Origin of the sequence: Streptomyces sp. NPDC005863 (assembly GCF_042871345.1) — a bacterium.
Lineage (GTDB): Bacteria > Actinomycetota > Actinomycetes > Streptomycetales > Streptomycetaceae > Streptomyces.
The window spans coordinates 438,555-457,639 of record NZ_JBIAII010000003.1; the positions used below are offsets into that span (position 1 = coordinate 438,555).

Consider the following 19,085-nt stretch of genomic DNA (forward strand, 5'->3'; position numbering starts at 1 on the left):
CTTCCCCTTCACCCAGTTCGCCCTGCGCATTGCCCAGCGCTTCTTGGTCAGTGACCAAGACGTACGGCGAAGTAAACTAGGTCAGTGACCAAGAAGCAAGGCAGGGAAGACGCCGCGGGCCCCCTCACGCGCGCGGCCGTGATCGACGCCGCACTCCGGGTGCTGGAGGACCGGGGACGGGAGGGCCTGTCGACCCGGGCGGTGGCCGACACCCTCGGGGTGCGCATGAACACCGTCCTGTGGCACGTGAAGACCAAGGCGCACATGGTGGAGCTCATGGCCGACGCGATCGTGGGCGAGGTCGACTGCGCGGACCTGCCCGCCCCGCCGCGCGAGCGGGTACGGGAACTGGCTCACCGCTACCGGCGGGCGCTGCTCGCGCACCGTGACGGCGCCGCGCTGGTGACCGGGACCTACGCGGCCGAGCCGCACACCCTGCGGTTCGCCGACCGCCTCGTCGAGGCCCTGCTGGCAGCGGGAGCGGACGAGGAACAGGCCGCCTGGACGGCGTGGACGGTCATCTACTTCCTCCTGGGCCTCGTCCAGGAGGAACAGGCCGCTCCCGACGAGGGCGACCACCGGCTGGACCGTGCCGTGGACGCGGGTACGTATCCGGCGCTGCACCGGGTCGCCGCGCACCTGCGGCACGGCGCCTTCGAGAGCCGCTTCGCCTTCGGCCTCGAGGCGATCCTCGCCCGCCTGCCGGAGTAGCGCCGGCGAACGTCCCGAGTGACGCCGGCGAACGTTCCCTGCCGCCCCTCCCCCGGGCCCGCGGGGCGGCAGGGCGGCGACCTCATCCCTTGCTGAGCTCCCCCGCCGACGGCACCTTGTCCTTGACCTCCGCGCCCGCGCTGCTGCCCGCGCCCTTGACGTCCTTGATGATGCCGTCGAAGGAGTTCACGACCGAGTCCGTGCCCTCGCCCTTGCGGAGCTTGGACGGGAGGTCCTTGAGGGCGTCGATGCCCGAGGTGAGCGGGGCCACCGCCTTGGCGAGGGTCGGGTCGCCCTGCGCGTTCTTCGTCGCGGCCTTCAGCCGGTTGTACGTGAACGCCCCCGCGAGGCCCGCCTTGACGAGCGCGAACTTGCGGCCGTGGGCGCCCTTCTTGAACTTGCCGGCGCGGAACGGCTTCACGATCCACTGGTAGGTCGCGCCGGCGGCGAGGCCCGCGTTGGCGACGAAGCGGGTCTTGGCGAACTTCTGCTTCTCGTGCTGGTCGGCGCTGCTGCTGGCGGACGGCGCGGACGCGGACGCGGTCTTCTTCTCGTCGCTGCTGCCGCAGGCCGTGGCGCCGGCCAGCAGGGTGCAGCAGAGCGTGAGGGAGACGCCGGCACGGCGCACGGATACGGGGCTGAGCACGGGAACGGCCTCCATACGAGAGCGGGCGGGCCGCCGGACGAGACGGTCCTTCCCGCAGCCTCACCCGGCCGTCGCACCCCCGCCAGCGGAGCGGGCCCGTACGGGTTTCAAGGGGGAACTCCCCGGTATACGGTCCTTATGTCTCCCACACGGCACTCCCACGGCAGCACCGCGGGACGGGTCATAGCGCTCGTCGCCGACATCATGGCCGCGATACTCGGCCTGTGGATCCTGATGTACCTCCTGGACGCGAACCGCGCCAACGACCTCGTCCAGTTCGTCCACGACGTGGCCCGCTGGCTGGCCGGCTGGTCCCACGACCTGTTCACCTTCGACGAGGACTGGGCCCGGGTCGTCGCCGGCTACGGCCTGGCCGCCGTCGTCTACCTCCTGATCGGCCACGCCCTGGCAGGCCGCCTGCGCCGCTACTGAACGGCGGCGTCACATTCACCCCGGCTTAGCGCGAAGGCCTGTGCGGCCGGGCCGAAGTCGGCCCCATAAGGGGCGCGGGAACTGCGCGACCGGCCACGTCCGGGCCCGCGGACTCCCCCGCGCCCCACGAAGCGTCAGCCGCAGCAGTCCGGGGCCAGGCCCCGCGGCAGGCGGTCGCCGGCGAAGACAGTGCAGGTTGCCTCGTCGCCGCCGAGGGCCGCCACCGCGAGGAGCAGTGAGCCCGCCGTCCAGGTGGTGAGCTCCTCGGGCCAGATCGCCTTGTCGTCGAACACGTAACCCGTCCAGTACAGGCCGGACTTCGGATCGCGCAGGTGCTGGATGGACTGCAGGATCTCCAGGGCGCGGTCGGACTCGCCGAGGATCCACAGGGCCAGGGCGAGTTCGGCGCTCTCACCGCCGGTGACCCAAGGGTTGGGCACCACGCACCGCACACCGAGCTCCGGCACCACGAAGCGGTCCCAGCCCTCCTCGATGCGGGCCTTGGCCTCCGCGCCGGTCAGCGCGCCGCCGAGGACCGGGTAGTACCAGTCCATCGAGTAGCGGTCCTTGTCGAGGAAGCGCTCGGGGTGGCAGCGGATCGCGTGCGCCAGCGCCCCGGCCGCCAACTCCCAGTCGGGCTGCGGCTCGTCACGCTGCTCGGCGACGGCGAGCGCGCAGCGCAGCGCCTGGTGGATGGAGGAGGAGCCGGTCAGGAGCGCGTCGGTCACCGGCGTGCCGTCCGCCTCCCGCTTCCAGCCGATCTGCCCGCCGGGCTGCTGCAGCGCGAGGACGAACTCGACGGCGGCGACCACGGCGGGCCACATGCGGTCCAGGAACGCCTCGTCGCCGGTGGAGAGGTAGTGGTGCCAGACGCCGACGGCGAGGTAGGCGCAGAAGTTGGTCTCGCGGCCGCGGTCGGTGACGTCGTCGGGATCGCCGTCGGCGTACGCCGCGTACCAGGAGCCGTCCGGGTTCTGGTGGCGCGCGAGCCAGTCGTAGGCGCGCTCGGCGGCGGCGTGCTCACCGGCCGCGTCCAGCGCCATGGCCGCCTCGGTGTGGTCCCACGGGTCCAGGTGGTGGCCGCGGAACCACGGGATGGCGCCGTCCTCGCGCTGCACGGCGAGGATGCCGCGCACCGTCGCCATGGCCTGATCGGCCGTCAGGACGCCGGGCAGGACGAGGTGTTCGGTCCGCTCGGGGCTCGTCACTTGGCGCCCGCCGCCGTGTCCGCGCCTGCGCCGGCCGAGGCCTTCGGGAGGTGCGGCTTGGTGGCGTAGGCGACGAAGCTCTTGCCGACGACCGGGTTGAGCAGCTGCTCGGCCACGCGCGTCGCGAGGGGCTTCTTCATGATGTCCCAGACCAGCAGCTTGTGGTACGCGCGGACCGGCAGGGCCTTGTCGTTGTCGACGCCGAACGCGCACTTGAGCCACCAGTACGGGGAGTGCAGCGCGTGCGCGTGATGGGTGCCGTACGGCTTGAGCCCGGCCTCCCTCATCCGCCCGAGCAGCTCGTCCGCCTTGTAGATGCGGATGTGGCCGCCCTCGACCTCGTGGTAGGCGTCGGAGAGGGTCCAGCAGACCTTCTCGGGGCCGTAGCGCGGGACGGTCACGGCGATGCGGCCGCCGGGCCTGAGGACGCGCACCATCTCCGCGAGGACGCCCTTGTCGTCGGGGATGTGCTCCATGACCTCGGAGATGATCACGACGTCGAACGAGGCGTCGGGGAAGGGCAGGTTGAGCGCGTCGCCCTCCATCGCGGTGGCCGTCGCGCCCGCCGGCGCCTCGCCCGCCTCCTTCATCGCGGCGAACCACTTGGCGACCTCGCGGATCTCCTCGCCGTTCTGGTCGAGGGCCACCACCTGGGCGCCGCGCCGGTAGCACTCGAAGGCGTGCCGGCCCGCGCCGCAGCCCAGGTCGAGCACGCGATCGCCGGCGGCGAGCGGGAAGCGGGTGAAGTCGACGGTCAGCACGTGGCCCTGCTTTCGTGGTGAGGTCCTGCAACTTCGGGGGCGGCCGTGGCCGCGGCCGACGGGAGGGCGAGGCCGCGCCCGGCCGCGGGGGCGGCGCCGCCCGCGGCGGAGCGGTCGATCGCCGCGCGGTAGAGCTCCGCGGTGCCCTGGGCGGCGCGGGCCCAGGTGAACCGTTCGAGGACCCGGGCGCGCCCGGCCGCGCCGAGCCTGGCCCGCAGCGCGGCGTCGCCGAGGAGCCGGTTCAGGCCGTGCGCGAGCGCCCCCGCGTCGCCGGGCGGCACCGCGAGGCAGGTCTCGCCGTCCGGGCCCGCGACCTCCGGGATCGCCCCGCCGGTGGTGGCGAGGAGCGGCGTGGCGGTGGCCATCGCCTCGGCGGCGGGCAGCGAGAACCCCTCGTACAGCGAAGGGACGCAGGCGACCTGCGCGGAGCGGACGAGGTCGACGAGTTCGGCGTCGGTGATGCCCTTGACGAACTCGACGGCGCCCGCGAGGCCGTGCCGCTCGATGGCCTGCGCGACCGGCCCGTCCTCGGCGCGTTTGCCGACGACGACGAGGTGGGCGGCGGGGTTCTCGGTGCGCGTCTTGGCGAGCGCCTCGATGAGGTGGACCAGGCCCTTGAGCGGTACGTCGGCGCTGGACGTCGTCACGATCCGGCCCGGCACCTCGGGGACCGACGGGTCGGGCGAGAAGAGGTCGGTGTCGGCGCCGATGTGGACGACGCTGATGCGGTCGTCGCGGACGCCGAGGTGGTCGACGATCTCCTGGCGCGAGCTGCCGGAGACGGTGAGCACGGACGGCAGGCGCCGGGCCACGCGCTTCTGCATGCGGGTGAAGGCGTACCAGCGGCGTACGGAGAGGCGGCGCTTGAGGCCCGGCGCGGCGTCCAGCTCAAGGCGCCGGTCGACGGTGATGGGGTGGTGGATCGTGGTGACCAGGGGCGCGCCGAGGTCACCGAGCAGGCCGTAGCCGAGGGTCTGGTTGTCGTGCACGACGTCGAACTCGCCGCGCCGGGCGCGCAGATGGCGCCGGGCGCGCAGGCTGAAGGTGACGGGTTCGGGGAAGCCACCGGTCCACATCGTCGCCACTTCGAGGGCGTCGACCCAGTCGCGGTACTCGTCCCGCCTGGGGGTGCGGAAGGGGTCGGGCGAGCGGTAGAGGTCCAGGCTCGGCAGCTCGGTGAGGCGCAGCCCTTCGAGGCCGGGGCCCTCGTCGAGGACGGGGTAGGGCTGGGCGCCGATCACCTCGACGCTGTGGCCGAGCCGGGCGAGTTCGCGCGAGAGATGGCGTACGTAGACGCCCTGTCCCCCGCAGAACGGGTTCCCCTTGTACGTGAGGAGGGCGATGCGCAGCGGACGCTCGCCGCCCCCGTCAGAGCCCTTTCGGGGGCCTGCCTCCATGGCCTCAGCGGTCACTCTCGGCCCCCTTCTTCCTGCGGTTCTCCGCGAGGTTACGCCGGGACGGTAATCTAGAACAAGTTTCAGACTTGATCGCTGAATGATCGCTGAACGAGCTCTGAATCTACCGGCAGGTAGGCGAGGTGTACGGCCCGGATCAGGTGATTCGCGCCACGACGGGCTCCCTGCCATGCTGTGCGATCTCGGGAGGCGTTTTCCAAAAGGGGCCACGACATGACAGCGGATGCCAAGGCGGCGAACCCGGCGGCGCCGGCCCTGACCGAGCGCCAGGAGGCGCGCCGCCGTCGCATTCTGCACGCCAGCGCCCAACTGGCCAGCAGGGGCGGCTTCGACGCCGTGCAGATGCGGGAGGTCGCCGAGGCCGCCGGCGTCGCCCTCGGCACCCTGTACCGCTACTTCCCCTCCAAGGTCCATCTGCTGGTGGCCACCATGCAGGACCAGCTGCAGCACATGCACACGACCATCCGGAAGCGGCCGCCGGCCGGTGAGACGCCCGCCGAGCGGGTCTCCGAGACGCTGATGCGGGCCTTTCGCGCGCTCCAGCGCGAGCCGCACCTGGCCGACGCGATGGTGCGGGCCCTGACCTTCGCGGACCGTTCGGTGAGCCCGGAGGTCGACACGGTCTCGCGGCTGACGACGGCGATCATCCTGGACGCGATGGGCCTGACCGAGACGCCGACCGCGCAGCAGCTCTCCGCGGTGCGGGTCATCGAGCACACCTGGCACTCCGCCCTGATCACCTGGCTCTCCGGGCGCGCCTCGATCGCCCAGGTCAAGATCGACATCGAGACGGTGTGCCGGCTCATCGACCTCACGGTGGATCCGCGGACGTAATCGTCTCGCCCTCCCGTCCGGGGCACAGGGGGCGCACAGTCGTATGGCAAATGCGCCCCCGAACCCCCCCTTGGCCAGTTCTCAGCGTCACGACGGGGGTACTCACCGCTATGAATGTTCTGCGTGCTTGAACGGAGCAACCGGAGCGGGGAGCTGGAGGGGCAAGAGCGTGATCCGGGTCCTTCTCGTGCACGACGCCTGTCTACTGCGAATGGCTCTGGCGGAACAACTCGCCCGTGAGCCGGATCTGGAGGTGTTCCACGCGCCGTGGTCGCAGGCGCGCGGCCGTCAACGCAGCGTGCGGCCGGACTTATGTGTGGTCGACCTCGACGACGAGGCGACCTACGCGGGGGCCCCGCTCGGCGAGCTGACGGGGCCCTCGGCACTGGGGAGGGGATGCCGGGTGCTGGTGCTCACCACCGCGAACCGACCGGGGCAGTTGCGGCGGGCGGCGGAGGCGGACGCACTCGGCTATGTGAACAAGGCGAGCCCGCCGGAACGGCTGCTCGCGGGGATACGACAGGTGGCGGCGGGCCGTCGGTACGTCGACGACTCGCTGGGGTTCGGCTTTCTCAAGGCGGCGCAGATGCCGCTCACCCGACGGGAGTTGAGTGTGCTGTCACTCGCCGCCGGGGGTGCGTCGGTCGCCGAGATCGCCAACAGCCTCCATCTGTCCAACGGAACGGTGCGCAACTACATGGCCGCGATCACCCGGAAGACCGGGGCGCGGAACAGGATCGACGCGATACGGATCTCGCAGGGCGAGGGGTGGGTGTGAGGCGGCGCCCTCCTCCCCCCACTCGCCCGCGCCGTTGAGGTCCCGATAGAGAGGCGAACGCTCCAACAGCTCGTCGTGCCGCCCGCACAGGGCGTGCGCTCCGTCCATCACCAGGACGCGGTCGGCACGGCGGGCCGAACTGATGCGGTGGGCCACCACCACCAGAGTGCCGCCCGGGCGGGCCGCGAAGGCCCGCTCGGCGCGCTCCTCGGCGACCGGGTCGAGATGACAGGTCGCCTCGTCGAGCAGGGCCAGCGGCGCGGGCGACAGCCATGCGCGGGTCAGCGCGATCAACTGCCGTTCACCGGCCGAGAGTTCCGCGGGTACGAGCGGGGTGTCGAGGCCACCGAGCCGCGCCACGAGCGGGGCCAGGCCGACCGCTTCGGCGGCGGCGAGCAGCTCGTCCTCCCCGGGCGGATCCGTCCGCGGATCCCGCAGATAGCACAGGTTGTCGCGGAGCGTTCCGGTGAAGACGTACGCCTCCTGGGGGATGAGGACGCGCCGCCCCACCGCCTCCGCGCCCCGCACCGGCAGCCCGGCGACGCGCACGTCACCCGCGTCCGGCACGAGGAGCCCTGCGATGATTCCGGCCAACGTCGACTTTCCGATGCCGCTCGGCCCGACGACGGCGAGGTGCTCGCCGCGGGCGAGGGTGAGCCCCAGATTCCGCAGGACGGGCTCGGCGTGCGGGCCGTAGGCGAAGGTGAGGCCGGAGACGTGGAGGGCGGGGGTGTGGGCGTCCGCCTCGTCGCCGCACTCGGGCGCGGGCGCGAGCTCGGGCGCGGACTCGGGGGCCGGGTCCCACGTCAGGCGGCGCAGGACGATGGCCAGCCGGGAGCCGCTCGCGCCCAGGCCGTGGACCAGGTTGTGCAGGGCGGGCAGCAGGGCCTGGGTGACGTAGGCGAGGGCGCCGACCAGGGCGCCCGGGGAGACGCCCCGGTCCAGGAGCCAGGGGCCCGCGGCGAGCAGCAGCACGAGCGGGAGCTGGCCGCCGACGGCGAGGGCCGCCGTGCGCAGGACGCCCCAGCGGGCGAGGGCGCCCGCGGTCGCGTACTCGCGCTCGACGCCCCGGCCCAGGTCGTCGGCCACGTCGCCCTCCGCGCCGGCCGCCGCGACGTCCCGCAACCCCGGGCAGACGAGGCCCAGTTGGCCCGCGAGGCGCTCGTCCGCGACCAGGAACTCCTCCTGCCGCCGGGCCAGCGGGCGCAGCGTCGCCACGAACAGGCCGATGCCGGCGAGGAGCGGCGGCCCCACCACCAGGAGGAGGCGCGGGTCCAGCGAGAACAGTCCGACGAGCGCGCCCGCCACCGTGAAGACGAAGGACCGGGAGACCATCACCAGGCCCGCGAAGGTGTCCCTGGCGATCTCCACCTGCTGGGTCAGCCGGGAGACGGCGGCGCCGTCCGCCTCGCGCAGCCCCCGCCCGACGACCTGCCGCACCAGGGTGTCCCGCAACGGCTCCACCAGGTCGGCGACGGCGCGGTAGACCTGACCGGTGCCGTACGCGGCGACGAGCACGCCGAGCGCGGCCGCGCCAAGCCAGCCGAGGCCGACCGCCTCGCGCCCGTCGAGGAACCCGTCGTCCAGGGCGCGGGCGAGGGCGTACCCGGTGAGGAAGGTCTGTCCGGTCTCCAGGACGGACCAGATCGCGAGCCGCACCACGACCGGCCAACGGCGCAGAAGGAACCGCACGCCACGGCGGTACGGGCCGCGCGGCACCCCGCTCGCTCCGGACGGCGCCCGCTTGCCGGACGGCGAGGACCTCACGCGCCGAACACCGCCCGGTACTCGGCCCGTTGCCACAGTTCCGCGTGGGTGCCCACCGCCCGGACCCGGCCGTCGTGCAGCCAGGCCACCGCGTCCGCGCGGGCCGCGGTCGCCGCGCGGTGGGCGATGACGAGGCGGCTGCGGTGCGGGGTGTGGGCGAGCAGCGCCTCGGCGATGTGGTGTTCGGTCACCGTGTCGAGGCTCGACATCGCGTCGTCGAGGATGAGCAGCCGCCCGCCGCGCGCGAACGCCCGTGCCAGGCCCAGGCGTTGGGCCTCGCCGCCGGAGAGCGGGGCGTCGGCGCAGGGGGTGGCGTAGCCGTCGGGGAGGCGGGTGACGAAGGTGTCGGCGCGGGCGGCGCGGGCGGCCTCGCGGACCCGGGCGGGGGTCGGACGCGGGGCGCCGAAGCCGATCGTGCCCTCCAGGGTCCCGCCGAGCAGGGCGGGCCGTTCGAAGGCGTAGCCGACCTCTCGGCGCAGCTCCGTGCGGCTGAGCGAGGTGAGCGGGACGCCGTCGAGGCGTACGTCGCCCTCGTCGGGGTCGGCGAGCCGTCCGGCGAGGGAGGCGAGCAGTGACTTGCCGGCGCCGGAGCGGCCCACGACGGCGACGGTGGCGCCCGCGGGCACGGTCAGGTCGACGCCGTCGAGCACGGTGCGCCCGCCGCGGCTCACCTTGACCCCGCGCACCTCCAACAGTCCGCCTTCGGGCGGCAGTTGGTCCTCCCCGTACCGGGTCTCGGGTTCCGCGAGGACCTCCGCCAGGCGGCCCGCGGCGGCCCGCGCCCTGACCAGTCCGCTCAGCTGGCCGACGAGCATGCCGACGCCGGTGGCGAGCACCGCGTACCGGGACGCGGCGAGCAGGTCGCCGACGCTGATGCGGTGGTGGAGCACCAGGTGTCCCGCGACGGCGGCGACCGCGATCTGCAGGAGCGGGGCGACGGCGACGGCCTGGGCCTGGGAGCGGCCCTGGACCCGCCACATCCGGTGGCCCTGGTGGCTGAGGTCGGGCAGCGGCCGCAGCACGCGCGCCGCCTCCTTGTCCTCGGTGCGGGCGGCCGCGATGGTCCGCGCGCCGCCGATCGCCTCGCCGAGGCGGCCCGCGATGTCCCCCTGGACGCGCTGGTAGCGGGCGACGCAGTCGGAGGAGACGCGGACGAAGGTGCGGAGCAGCAGGAAGAGGACGGGCGCCCCGAGGACGAAGACGACGGCGAGCCAGCCGTCGATGAGGGCGAGCGCGACCACCGCGCCGACGGGGGTGACCAGCGCGGCGAGCAGGGCGGCGAAGGTGGCGGGCGCGACGCCCGCGTGGGCCGCGTTGTCGATGAGGCGGGCCACGAGGTCGCCGGGGGCGAAGCGTGCGGTGGTGCGCGGTCCGACGGCGAGCACATGGCGTACGACGCGGCCGCGCAGCCAGGCGGTGGTGCGGGCGTTGGTGGTGCCGGTGAGGACGCCGTCGACGGCGTCGAGCAGGGCGCTCGCGGTGATCAGCGCCGCGCACACCAGGATCCAGCGGGTGGCGTCGGTGTCCCGTCCGGTCAGGTGGCCGGTGAGGACGGCGTCGAGGGCGTGGCCGATGGCGAACGGCAGGAACAGGGCCGCGCCCGAGCCCGCGACGGCGCACAGCGCGAGGGCCGTGCAGCGGGCGGCGCTGTACCGGGTCGCCGTACCCAGCAGGCGGGTGTCGGCGGCGGGTCGGCGCGGGCGGGTGGTCGTCGTCGCCATGCGGTGCGGGTCTCCGTCGCCTCGTCGGGTGCGTGGCCCTTGCAGGGGGCGGGGTCGTGCCGGGTGCGTGACCCTTGCAGGGGGCGCGTGTCGTGCCGGGTGCGTTGACCTTGCAGGGGGCGTGCGTCATGCCGGGTGCGTAGACCTTGCAGGGGCGCGCGTCGTCTCGGGCGCGAGCGCCGCACAGGGCGTTTCCGTCCCGCCGGGCCCGTACGCCTCGCCGGACGCGCACATCCCGCCGGGCGCGTGGGCCTCGCCGGGTACGTGCGTCGTGTCGGGCGCGTACGCCTCACCGTGTGCCGAAACCCCGCCGGGCGCGCACGCCCAGTCCGGCACGTGCGCCTCGCCGGGCGCGTACGTCCCGCCAAGCCCCGCGGCCAGCGACCAGCGGTGGGCCCGGGCGGGCCCCTTGCGGGGTGCCGCCCGGGCCTTCATGTCGTTCCGCTCAGAAGCGGTCAGGCATCAGAGGCAGAGAACGACGCTCGCCGTGCTCCAGCACAGCAGCAGGCTCGCCTGGCTGCCGCCGCCACCGCCGCCGCCGCCCGTCATCTCGTCGGATTCCATGCTCTGAAGGTCGAGAAGTGCCATGAGATTCCCTCTCTGTAAGGGGAGTTGAGGCCCCCCGTGGTGTGGTGTCACGACCCCGCGATGTCACGGGACCGGGTCTGGGGCCGCCGCAGGGGCGGCAGGAAGGGGACGTGCGCGGTGCCGTCACCGAGCGCCCCGGCGAGGGCGAGGAGGCAGCCGGCCGTTCCGGTGTGCAGGTCCATCGAGAGGCGCAGCATCTGCTCGCCGGGGAAGGCGAGTTGGCCCGCGTACGACATCGCGAACCAGCCGAGCTCCTCGACCTGCGCGGCGACGTCGTCGGGGGTGATGCCCGGCGTGGTGCTGCGGCTGACGTGCAGCAGCAGTCCGGCGCGGCCCTGGAAGAGGCCGGGCTGTACGCAGAAGCGGGAGCGCGCGGCGGCCAGGATGCCGGGCCGTGCCGCCTCGAACGCGGCGTCGTCCCGGTGGGCCAGGTAGTCGTCGAGGACCATGCCGATGCCGACGCTGCCGGCGCCGAGGTAGGGCATGGTGCGCCAGCCCTCGTTCACCGAGAGGCTGCCGTCCTTCTCGTGGGTCACGCACTGGGCGAGGTCGGCGCGCAGGGCGCGGGCCGCCAGGTCGAGGAGGGCGGCGTCGCCGCCGCGCTCGTACAGGCGCAGGAAGAGCAGGGCGGATCCGGTGGTCCCGCGCAGCAGTCCGGCCCGGCGCCGCCCGGCCTTGGGGGCGGGCGCCGCCTCCTGTTCGGTGAGCCGCGCGGCGAGCAGTTCCGCCGCCTGTTCCGCGTGCCGGGACAGGGTCGTCTCGCCGGTGCTGTGCGCGAGCGAGTCGAGGGCCAGGCCGAGGCCGGCGAGTCCGCCGTACAGGTCGGAGGGCAGGCGCTGCCACTTCTCCCTGAGGACGAGGTCCATGAGGTCGAGGGCGCGGGTGCGGTGGCCGAGCCGGTCGAGCACGTGGGCGATGCCGGCGAGGCCGTCGTGCAGCCCGAGCGGGGTGCCGGTGGGGGCGGGCGCGGTGTGCTTCAGGAGCCAGCGCTCGCCCTCCTCGTACCGTTCGGCGCCGCTCTCGGCGAGGGCAAGCAGGACGCCGGCCGCGCCGTGCGCGAGGCCGAGCCCGCCGCCCTCGGCGAACTGGGCGATGTCGCCGGGGAAGAGCCGGTCGTCGCGGTCGGGGGTGGCCGACGCGAGGATCGCCTTGACCATCGAGTCGCGGCTATAGGGCCAGTCGGCGGGGTCGACCAAAGGTGCGGCCGCCCCGGCCGGCCGACGGGTGGCGCCGGTCCCGCCCCCCTGCGGGATGCCCCCCTCCTGGGCCTCCGCGTCTCCCGCCGCGCGGACCGGCGCCGGTTCGTGGCCCGCCGTCCCGCGCTGTCCGCCGTGTTCGATCTCGGCGACCGCCTCGGCGAGGAACTCCGCCGGTACGTCGGGGAATTCGGCCGCGATCACCTCGGCGAAGTGCGCCGCCTTGCCGCGGTCGATGGAGAGCAGCGTGGTGACCGGCAGGAAGAGGGCGAGGCGCAGACAGGCCAGGGCGTAGTGGTCGACGTCCGTGCCGGTGCGGTCCGGCGGGGCGAGGAACCCGGGGTGCGCGACGACCTGCCGTCCCGCGTCGCCCACGGCGGTCGCGGCCTCGAAGTCGAGGAGTCGCACGCTCTGTTCGTCGGGCGCGACCATGATGTTGAAGAGGTGCAGGTCGTTGAAGACGACGCCCCGCTCGTGCACGGCGGCGACGGCCTCCTCGACGGCGCGGTGCATGCGCAGCGCCCAGGCCGTGTACTCGGATATCTCGGCCGGGTCCGGATCGCTGGTGCACAGCGGGTGCCGGTGGGCGAAGAAGGAGTTGAGGGTGGAGCCCTCCAGAAAGTCCATGACGAGGAAGCGGTGGCCGTCCAGGAGGAACCAGTCGCGCACCTCGGGGGCCACGCCGAGTCCGGAGAGCTTCTCCAGGGCGTCCTTCTCGCGCTCGAGCCGGGCCACGGCGTCGGCGCCGTCGGCGGCGAGTCCCGCGTGCGGACGGCCTTCCTTGAGGACGACCTTGCTGCCGTCGCGGGTGTCGGTGCCCGCGTAGACGCCGCCGCCGTTGGAGAAGTGCAGGGCCTTCTCGATGCGGTACGGCAGGTCGGCGACGGTCGACGTGTTGCGGGCCTCGAGCGCCGGTTCGAGGAAGGCGGGCAGCGTCAGCCACTCGGGGACCTTGAAGGCCGGGTCGCGCGGGTCGGGGACGAGCTCTCCCGCGCCGTTCTCGATGGCGGGGACCAGGGTGCCCCTGCCGTTGTCGACCATGCGGCGGGTGAACGCGCCGTACCTGACGTAGAGCGGGCCCTGCCGCCAGCGCAGGTCGGTGAGGATGTACGGGCCCTCGAAGCCGTCGAGGAGTTCGCCCAACTCGGTGACGATCTCCTGCAGTTGCTTCTCGTCGGCCGGGTAGACGGTGACGGCCTTGCCGCTGTGGTCGCGCCCGGCGTACTTGCTGTTGCGCAGGTGCAGCAGGTGCTTGGCCGGCACGAACTTGAAGGGGATCGTGCGGGGCACGCAGTAGTCCCGGACGATCTCCGCGACGCGGTCCGCGTTCTCCAGGGTGGCGGAGACGTGGATCTTCCAGCCCTGCTGGGGGGCGGGGAGCGAGGCTCCGCTGTCGTCGACCGGGACGAGGGAGAGCCAGTCACCCATGCGGCCGGCACGCCAGCCGGCGGGGACGGGGCGGCGGGCCGCGGAGAATTCCGGGGCGCTCGCGGGGCCCGTGGACGAGAGTCGGTCCGGGGTCTCGTAGAAGTGTCTGTCGGCGAGACAGTAGACCTCGTACCGCTTGTCCATGGTGTCCCCTCTCTGCTCGGCGTGGCAGAGAGATTTCCAGGGCGCCGGGGGGCGGAACAGTCACGAGTGTCATCGGATGGCCGTGCGGAACGCATGCGTAAAGTCACGTTCGCTCATGTTCGAGAGCCCAGAGTATCGAGGGGTAGGACAAATGGCGACACCCGCGCCCCCATCGGCTGAAAGGGGCGCGGGTGCACGGTGGTTGACGATGTGGTGGTGACGACGGGCGTCCGGCGGGCGGGCCCTAATCCTCCGGCGGGAACACGACCTCCCCGCCGTCGGCGAGCGTGAGGGTGATGGCCTCGACGGGGCAGCCCTCCGCGGCCTTCAGGACCTTCTCGTTGGCGTCGGTCTCGGCGTCCGCGGGGTGCGACTGGCGGGCGGTGTCCAGCTCGAAGCGGCCGGGCGCGGTGAGCACGCACATGCCGGAGCCGATGCACACCGACCGGTCGACCTCGACGTGCCAGCGGTCACCCATCAGGCACCCGTCCCCTCATGACCGGCCGGGAGGTGGATCATCTTGTGCTCGAAGTACTCGCCGTACCCCTCGGGGCCGAACTCCCGCCCCAGGCCGGAGTTCTTGTAGCCGCCGAAGGGCCCGAGCATGTCGAGGCTGAAGGTGTTCACGGAGTACGTGCCGGTGCGGACCCGGCGTGCGATGTCGATGCCGCGCTCCACATCGGCGGTCCAGACGCTGCCGCTGAGCCCGTAGTCGGAGTCGTTGGCGATCCGTACGGCCTCGCTCTCGTCGCCGTACGGGAGCAGGCAGATGACGGGGCCGAAGATCTCCTCGCGGGCGATCCGCATGGAGTTGTCGACGTCGCCGAAGAGGGTCGGCTCGACGTACCAGCCGCGGTCGATGCCGGCCGGGCGGCCGCCGCCCGCAAGGATCTTGGCGCCCTCCTCCTGGCCGATGCGGATGTAGTCGAGGGAGCGTTGGCGCTGCCGCTCGGCGACGAGCGGGCCGAGTTCGGTGGCGGGGTCGAGCGGGTCGCCGACCTTGAGCGCGGACGCGGCGGCGGCGAAGGCCTCGGCGAACTCGTCGTAGCGGGTCCGTGGCACCAGGATGCGCGTCTGGGCCACGCAGGCCTGGCCGTTGACCATCCAGGCGAACGGCACGATGCCCGCGACGGCGGCCGCCGCGTCGGCGTCCGGCAGCACGACGGCGGCCGACTTGCCGCCGAGCTCCAGCGTCACGCGCGTCAGATTGCGGGCGGCGACCTCCATGACGCGCTTGCCCGCGGCGACCGACCCGGTGAAGGAGACCTTGTCGACGTCCGGGTGCCCGACGAGGTACTCGCTGACCTCGCGGTCGGCGCTGATGACCGAGAGCACCCCCTCCGGCAGCCCGGCCTCGGCGGCGAGCTCGGCGAGGATGTACGCGTCGAGCGGCGCCTCCGGCGAGGTCTTGAGGATCACCGGGCAGCCGGCGAGCAGGGCGGGCGCGAGTTTGGCGGCGGCGGTGAACTGCGGGACGTTCCACGGCACGACGGCCGCGACGACGCCCACCGGTTCGCGCCGCACGAGGATGCGGCCGAGCACACCGTCGCGCGCCTCCTCGTACCGGAAGTCGCGGGCCACGGTGATCGCCGCGTCCCACACCATCATCGCGGCGAGAGCCTGCACCATCACGCTGGAGGTGTACGGGGTGCCGTTCTCGGAGCTGATGACGCGGGCGATCTCCTCGTGGCGTACCGCGAAGCCGTCCTTGATCTTCGTGACGACCTCGATGCGCTCGTCCGGCGTCATCCGGGGCCAGGGGCCGTGCTCGAAGGCGGCCCGGGCGGCGGCGACGGCGCGGTCCACGTCGGCGGGCGCCGCGTGCGGCACGCGGGCGAAGACCTCTTCGGTGTGCGGGGAGACGACGTCGATGACGCCCTTGCCGAGCGGGTCCACCAACTCCCCGCCGATGAACAGCTGTCCGTGTTCCACGAGCTCGGTCATGGCTGACTGCCTCCTGCGGAGCGCTTCCTGACACCGTTTCAGAACTGATACCAGTTCTAGTTGGAGGAGTCCACGGACGGAAGGGCCAACTCGCTTCCACGTCTGTCGACTTGGGCGACCATTGAAACCAGTTCTAGTTATAGTGGCGGCACCAGCGACAGAGACGAGGCGCCCATGACGCAGGTGAGCGGCACGCAGGCGAGCGGCCCGCCGGTGATCGAGCACGGCGGCGGCGTCCGGAGCATCAAGGTCCCGATCCCCGACAACCCCCTCGGCCACACCCTGGTCCACCTCCTGGACACCGACGCGGGCCCGGTCCTGATCGACACCGGCTGGGACGACCCGGCCTCCTGGTCCACCCTCACCGCCGGGCTCGCCGCCTGCGGGACCGCCGTCGCCGAGGTGCACGGCGTCGTCATCACCCACCACCACCCCGACCACCACGGGCTCTCCGCGAAGGTCCGGGAGGCCTCGGGCGCCTGGATCGCGATGCACGAGGCGGACGCCTCCGTCGTACGCCGCACGCGCGCCAACCCGCCCGAGCGCTGGTACGGCTACATGGCGGCCAAGCTCACCGCCGCGGGCGCCCCCGCCGACCACGTCGCCCCGCTGATCCGCGCCCGCGAGGAGGGCAGGCCGCGCGGACTGCCCGGCCTCGACCCCGCGCTGCCCGACCGGGACATCACGCCCGGCGAGCTGCTCGCCCTGCCGGGCCGGCGCCTGCGGGCGATCTGGACACCGGGCCACACCCCGGGCCACGTCTGCCTGCACCTGGAGGAGGACCACCCGGCGGGCCTGCGGGGCAACGGCAGGCTCTTCTCCGGCGACCACCTGCTGCCCGGCATCACCCCGCACATCGGCCTGTACGAGGACCCCGACGACCACCTGGTGACCGACCCCCTCGGCGACTACCTCGACTCCCTGGAACGGGTCGGCCGGCTCGCCCCCGCCGAGGTGCTCCCCGCCCACCAGCACGCGTTCACCGACGCCCCCGGCCGGGTCCGCGAACTCCTCGACCACCACGAGGAGCGCCTGACGGGCCTGCTCACCCTGCTCGCCGAGCCCCTCACCCCCTGGCAGCTCGCCGAACGCATGGAGTGGAACCGGCCCTGGGCACAGATCCCCTACGGCTCGCGCAACATCGCCGTGTCGGAGGCGGAGGCCCACGTCCGGCGCCTGGTGAAGCTGGGGCGCGCGGAGGCCGTGGCCGGGAGCGATCCGGTCGCGTTCGTGGCGGTGTGACCCGAAGGGCGCGCGGACCGGCCGGTAGAGTGAGGAAGTCGTCCTCACGTCCGCGCAGGGGGAAGCCGGTGCAATTCCGGCGCTGACCCTTCCCCAAGCTCTCGGCTCCGCTCGAGCAGGGGAGACCCCAATCCGTGAACCACGCAACGTGGTGAGCCGGAATGCCCGGCGCGGAACGTGACCGGCTCGCGTCACCGGACCCCGGTGAGCGGCACCGTCGAGGTATACGGAGCCGGAGCCGCCCGGAGGCCGTGCCCGCACGGTGCCGTGCGCCCCGCTCCCCGCAGGGAGAGGCAACCCGCCCCATCATGAACGTTCGTCGCAGCGCCGCGGTCCTGGCCGCCGTCGCCGTGCTGGGCTCGGCCGCCGCACCGGCCGCCGTCGCGGCCCCCTCCCCGTCGCCCTCGACCGCGCTCCCCTCGGGCCTCTACGGCACGAAGGACCCCAAGTTCGACGGCGTCTTCCGCCAGTCGTACGCCCTGCTCGCCCAGCACACCGAGGGCGTGCAGCCCGCCGCCAAGGCCGTCGACTGGCTGACCGGGCAGCAGTGCGCGAGCGGCGGCTTCGCGCCGTTCCGCGCGGACGCCACCGAGCCGTGCGGCTCCAAGACCCAGGTCGACAGCAACTCCACCGCCGCCGCCGTGCAGGCCCTCGCCGCCCTCGGCGGCCAGGACAAGACGGTGAAGAAGAGCGTCCAGTGGCTGACGTCGGTGCAGAACAAGGACGGCGGCTGGGGCTACAACCCGGGCCTGCCCTCCGACGCGAACTCCACCGGCATCGTCGTCGGCGCGCTCGTCGCGGCCGGCCGCAACCCAGCCTCCGCCAAGTCCCACGACGGCAAGTCCCCCTACGACGCGCTGCCGAAGCTCGCGATGGACTGCGGCAAGGACGGCGGCGCCTTCGGCCTCGCCGACGCCAAGTCCGGCAAGCTCTCGCCGAACGCCGACGCCACCGCGGCCGGCGTGCTCGGCAGCCTCGGCCGGGGCCTGGTCGTGACGCCCGCCAAGAAGAACGCGTCCGGCGCCCCGAAGTGCGCGGAGCCCGACACCGCCGCGCAGGCCGCGAGCAACGGCACCGGCTACCTCCTGAAGACCCTCGGCAAGACCGAGGACCACCTGATGTCCTCGATGCCGGGCGCCACCGACCAGCCGGACGTCGGCAACACCGCGGACGCCGTGGTCGCCCTCGCCGCCGCCGGGCAGAAGGAGCGGGCCGAGAAGTCCGCCCAGTGGCTGACGGAGAACTCCGCGGACTGGGCGAAGGAGTCGGGCCCCGCCGCGTACGCCCAGCTGATCTTCGCCGCGCACGCGACCGGCCTCGACGCCCGCGACTTCGGCGGCGCCGACCTCGTCAAGCAGCTGAACGCGCAGGGCCCCGCCCCGCAGGGCGCGTCGGACTCCGCCACCGCCTCGGACGAGGACGACAAGAAGAAGGACGACGACGGCGGCGTCAGCGTCTGGTGGATCATCGGCGTCGGCCTGGTCGCCGGCATCGGCATCGGCTTCCTGTACAGCGGCAACCGCAAGAAGAAGCAGCCGTGACGCGAGGCCGCGAGCGGCGCGGGCGCCCGGCGCGAGCCGGGCGGCGCGCCCGCGCCGCCCTGACCCTCGGGACCGTCCTCGCCGCGCTCCTCGGCGTCCTCGCCGTCGCGCCCGCCCAGGCCGCCGGCTACCGCTACTGGTCGTTCTGGGACCGGGACGGCGCCGGGTGGACGTACGCGAGTCAGGGCCCCGGCACCGCGCGGCCCGAGGACGGCGCCGTGCAGGGCTTCCGCTTCGCGGTCTCCGAGGACTCCAAGGACGCCGCGAAGCCGCGCGGGGCCGCCGGCTTCCGGGACATCTGCGCGAAGACCCCGGCCAAGGACGGCCGCAAGCGCGTCGCCCTCGTCGTCGACTTCGGCACGGCGGGCGACGCCCCCGACGGCGAGACCCCGCCGAAGCCGCGTACCGCCTGCGCCCGGGTCGGCGAGGACGCCACCAGCGCGGAGGCGCTCGCCTCGGTCGCCGAGCCGCTGCGCTACGACAGCAAGGCGCTGCTCTGCGCCATCGACGGCTACCCGAAGTCGGGCTGCGGCGAGCAGGTCGCCGGGGCCGGCACCGGCAAGAAGGAGTCGGCCGACGCACTCTCCGGACGGGACGATGACGCCGGCGGGCCCTCGTTCGGCCTGATCGCCGGGGTCGTCGCCGTCGCACTGCTGGGCGGCGCCGCCCTCTGGCAGGCCCGGCGCCGGCGCGGCTGACGCGGCACGGACGACGGACACGGACGGCCTC

The 19,085-nt window shown here is 73.5% G+C and carries 16 protein-coding genes and 1 pseudogene; 7 read left to right on the forward strand and 10 right to left on the reverse strand.

Annotation, left to right across the window (positions count from 1 at the left end; all coding sequences use genetic code 11):
- Positions 1–84: 84 nt before the first annotated feature.
- Positions 85–711: a TetR/AcrR family transcriptional regulator C-terminal domain-containing protein gene (locus tag ACFYO9_RS14315; protein ID WP_355808971.1), complete on the forward strand. Its 627-nt coding sequence runs from the start codon at positions 85–87 to the stop codon at positions 709–711.
- Between the two features lie 82 nt (positions 712–793).
- Here ACFYO9_RS14315 and ACFYO9_RS14320 read toward each other — a convergent pair whose 3' ends face one another.
- Positions 794–1,372 carry a hypothetical protein gene (locus ACFYO9_RS14320; protein ID WP_355808968.1) on the reverse strand — a complete coding sequence of 193 codons (579 nt, stop codon included), beginning with the start codon at positions 1,370–1,372 and terminating at the stop codon, positions 794–796.
- A gap of 123 nt (positions 1,373–1,495) precedes the next feature.
- Between ACFYO9_RS14320 and ACFYO9_RS14325 the strand changes: the two genes are divergently transcribed.
- Positions 1,496–1,789, forward strand: a complete 294-nt coding sequence (locus ACFYO9_RS14325; RefSeq protein WP_358773096.1) for a hypothetical protein — start codon at positions 1,496–1,498, stop codon at positions 1,787–1,789.
- Positions 1,790–1,923: 134 nt separating this feature from the next.
- Here the strand turns inward: ACFYO9_RS14325 and ACFYO9_RS14330 are convergent, their stop codons facing one another.
- The 3 genes from ACFYO9_RS14330 to ACFYO9_RS14340 are packed head-to-tail and all read right to left on the reverse strand — an operon-like array spanning position 1,924 to position 5,170.
- Positions 1,924–2,997 (reverse strand): prenyltransferase, encoded by a 1,074-nt coding sequence (locus ACFYO9_RS14330; RefSeq protein ID WP_358773098.1) that lies wholly within the window; start codon positions 2,995–2,997, stop codon positions 1,924–1,926.
- Positions 2,994–3,758 (reverse strand): class I SAM-dependent methyltransferase, encoded by a 765-nt coding sequence (locus tag ACFYO9_RS14335; RefSeq protein ID WP_358704860.1) that lies wholly within the window; start codon positions 3,756–3,758, stop codon positions 2,994–2,996. The genes ACFYO9_RS14330 and ACFYO9_RS14335 overlap by 4 nt, the downstream gene beginning before the upstream one ends.
- Positions 3,752–5,170, reverse strand: a complete 1,419-nt coding sequence (locus ACFYO9_RS14340) for a glycosyltransferase family 4 protein (protein WP_358773100.1) — start codon at positions 5,168–5,170, stop codon at positions 3,752–3,754. Before ACFYO9_RS14340 ends, ACFYO9_RS14335 begins: the two co-directional genes overlap by 7 nt.
- Positions 5,171–5,386: 216 nt before the next feature.
- On the opposite strand from ACFYO9_RS14340, the gene ACFYO9_RS14345 reads away from it, so the two are divergent.
- On the forward strand, positions 5,387–6,007 hold the full coding sequence (locus ACFYO9_RS14345) for a TetR family transcriptional regulator (RefSeq protein WP_355808952.1): 621 nt from the start codon (positions 5,387–5,389) through the stop codon (positions 6,005–6,007).
- A 211-nt stretch (positions 6,008–6,218) separates the two neighbouring features.
- Positions 6,219–6,701: pseudogene (locus ACFYO9_RS14350) on the forward strand (LuxR C-terminal-related transcriptional regulator); the annotation flags it as partial.
- Here ACFYO9_RS14350 and ACFYO9_RS14355 read toward each other — a convergent pair.
- The 6 genes from ACFYO9_RS14355 to ACFYO9_RS14380 all read right to left on the reverse strand — a co-directional run bounded on the left by ACFYO9_RS14355 (position 6,627) and on the right by ACFYO9_RS14380 (position 15,573).
- Entirely contained in the window at positions 6,627–8,477 is a 1,851-nt protein-coding gene (locus ACFYO9_RS14355; protein ID WP_358773102.1) for an ABC transporter ATP-binding protein, read from the reverse strand. The pseudogene ACFYO9_RS14350 and the gene ACFYO9_RS14355 overlap by 75 nt on opposite strands.
- Before the next feature lie 71 nt (positions 8,478–8,548).
- Positions 8,549–10,273, reverse strand: coding sequence for an ABC transporter ATP-binding protein (locus ACFYO9_RS14360; protein WP_358773104.1), 1,725 nt, complete (start codon positions 10,271–10,273; stop codon positions 8,549–8,551).
- 462 nt (positions 10,274–10,735) lie between these two features.
- Positions 10,736–10,861 carry a SapB/AmfS family lanthipeptide gene (locus ACFYO9_RS14365; RefSeq protein ID WP_355808946.1) on the reverse strand — a complete coding sequence of 42 codons (126 nt, stop codon included), beginning with the start codon at positions 10,859–10,861 and terminating at the stop codon, positions 10,736–10,738.
- 47 nt (positions 10,862–10,908) lie between these two features.
- Positions 10,909–13,629 carry a class III lanthionine synthetase LanKC gene (lanKC, locus tag ACFYO9_RS14370; protein WP_358773105.1) on the reverse strand — a complete coding sequence of 907 codons (2,721 nt, stop codon included), beginning with the start codon at positions 13,627–13,629 and terminating at the stop codon, positions 10,909–10,911.
- Positions 13,630–13,873: 244 nt separating this feature from the next.
- The gene (locus ACFYO9_RS14375) at positions 13,874–14,107 is read right to left on the reverse strand and encodes a ferredoxin (protein WP_358773106.1); all 234 of its coding nucleotides are present in this window, start codon (positions 14,105–14,107) and stop codon (positions 13,874–13,876) included.
- The gene (locus ACFYO9_RS14380; protein WP_358773108.1) at positions 14,107–15,573 is read right to left on the reverse strand and encodes an aldehyde dehydrogenase; all 1,467 of its coding nucleotides are present in this window, start codon (positions 15,571–15,573) and stop codon (positions 14,107–14,109) included. Before ACFYO9_RS14380 ends, ACFYO9_RS14375 begins: the two co-directional genes overlap by 1 nt.
- A gap of 174 nt (positions 15,574–15,747) precedes the next feature.
- On the opposite strand from ACFYO9_RS14380, the gene ACFYO9_RS14385 reads away from it, so the two are divergent.
- The 3 genes from ACFYO9_RS14385 (at position 15,748) to ACFYO9_RS14395 (ending at position 19,054) form a co-directional block, all read left to right on the forward strand.
- A complete protein-coding gene (locus tag ACFYO9_RS14385; protein ID WP_358773110.1) occupies positions 15,748–16,815 on the forward strand; it encodes an MBL fold metallo-hydrolase in 1,068 nt (355 codons plus the stop codon).
- Between the two features lie 308 nt (positions 16,816–17,123).
- Complete coding sequence (locus ACFYO9_RS14390; protein WP_358773111.1) at positions 17,124–18,356, forward strand: prenyltransferase/squalene oxidase repeat-containing protein; 1,233 nt, start codon at positions 17,124–17,126, stop codon at positions 18,354–18,356.
- Positions 18,353–19,054 (forward strand): SCO2322 family protein, encoded by a 702-nt coding sequence (locus tag ACFYO9_RS14395; RefSeq protein ID WP_388666275.1) that lies wholly within the window; start codon positions 18,353–18,355, stop codon positions 19,052–19,054. The genes ACFYO9_RS14390 and ACFYO9_RS14395 overlap by 4 nt, the downstream gene beginning before the upstream one ends.
- Positions 19,055–19,085: the final 31 nt, after the last annotated feature.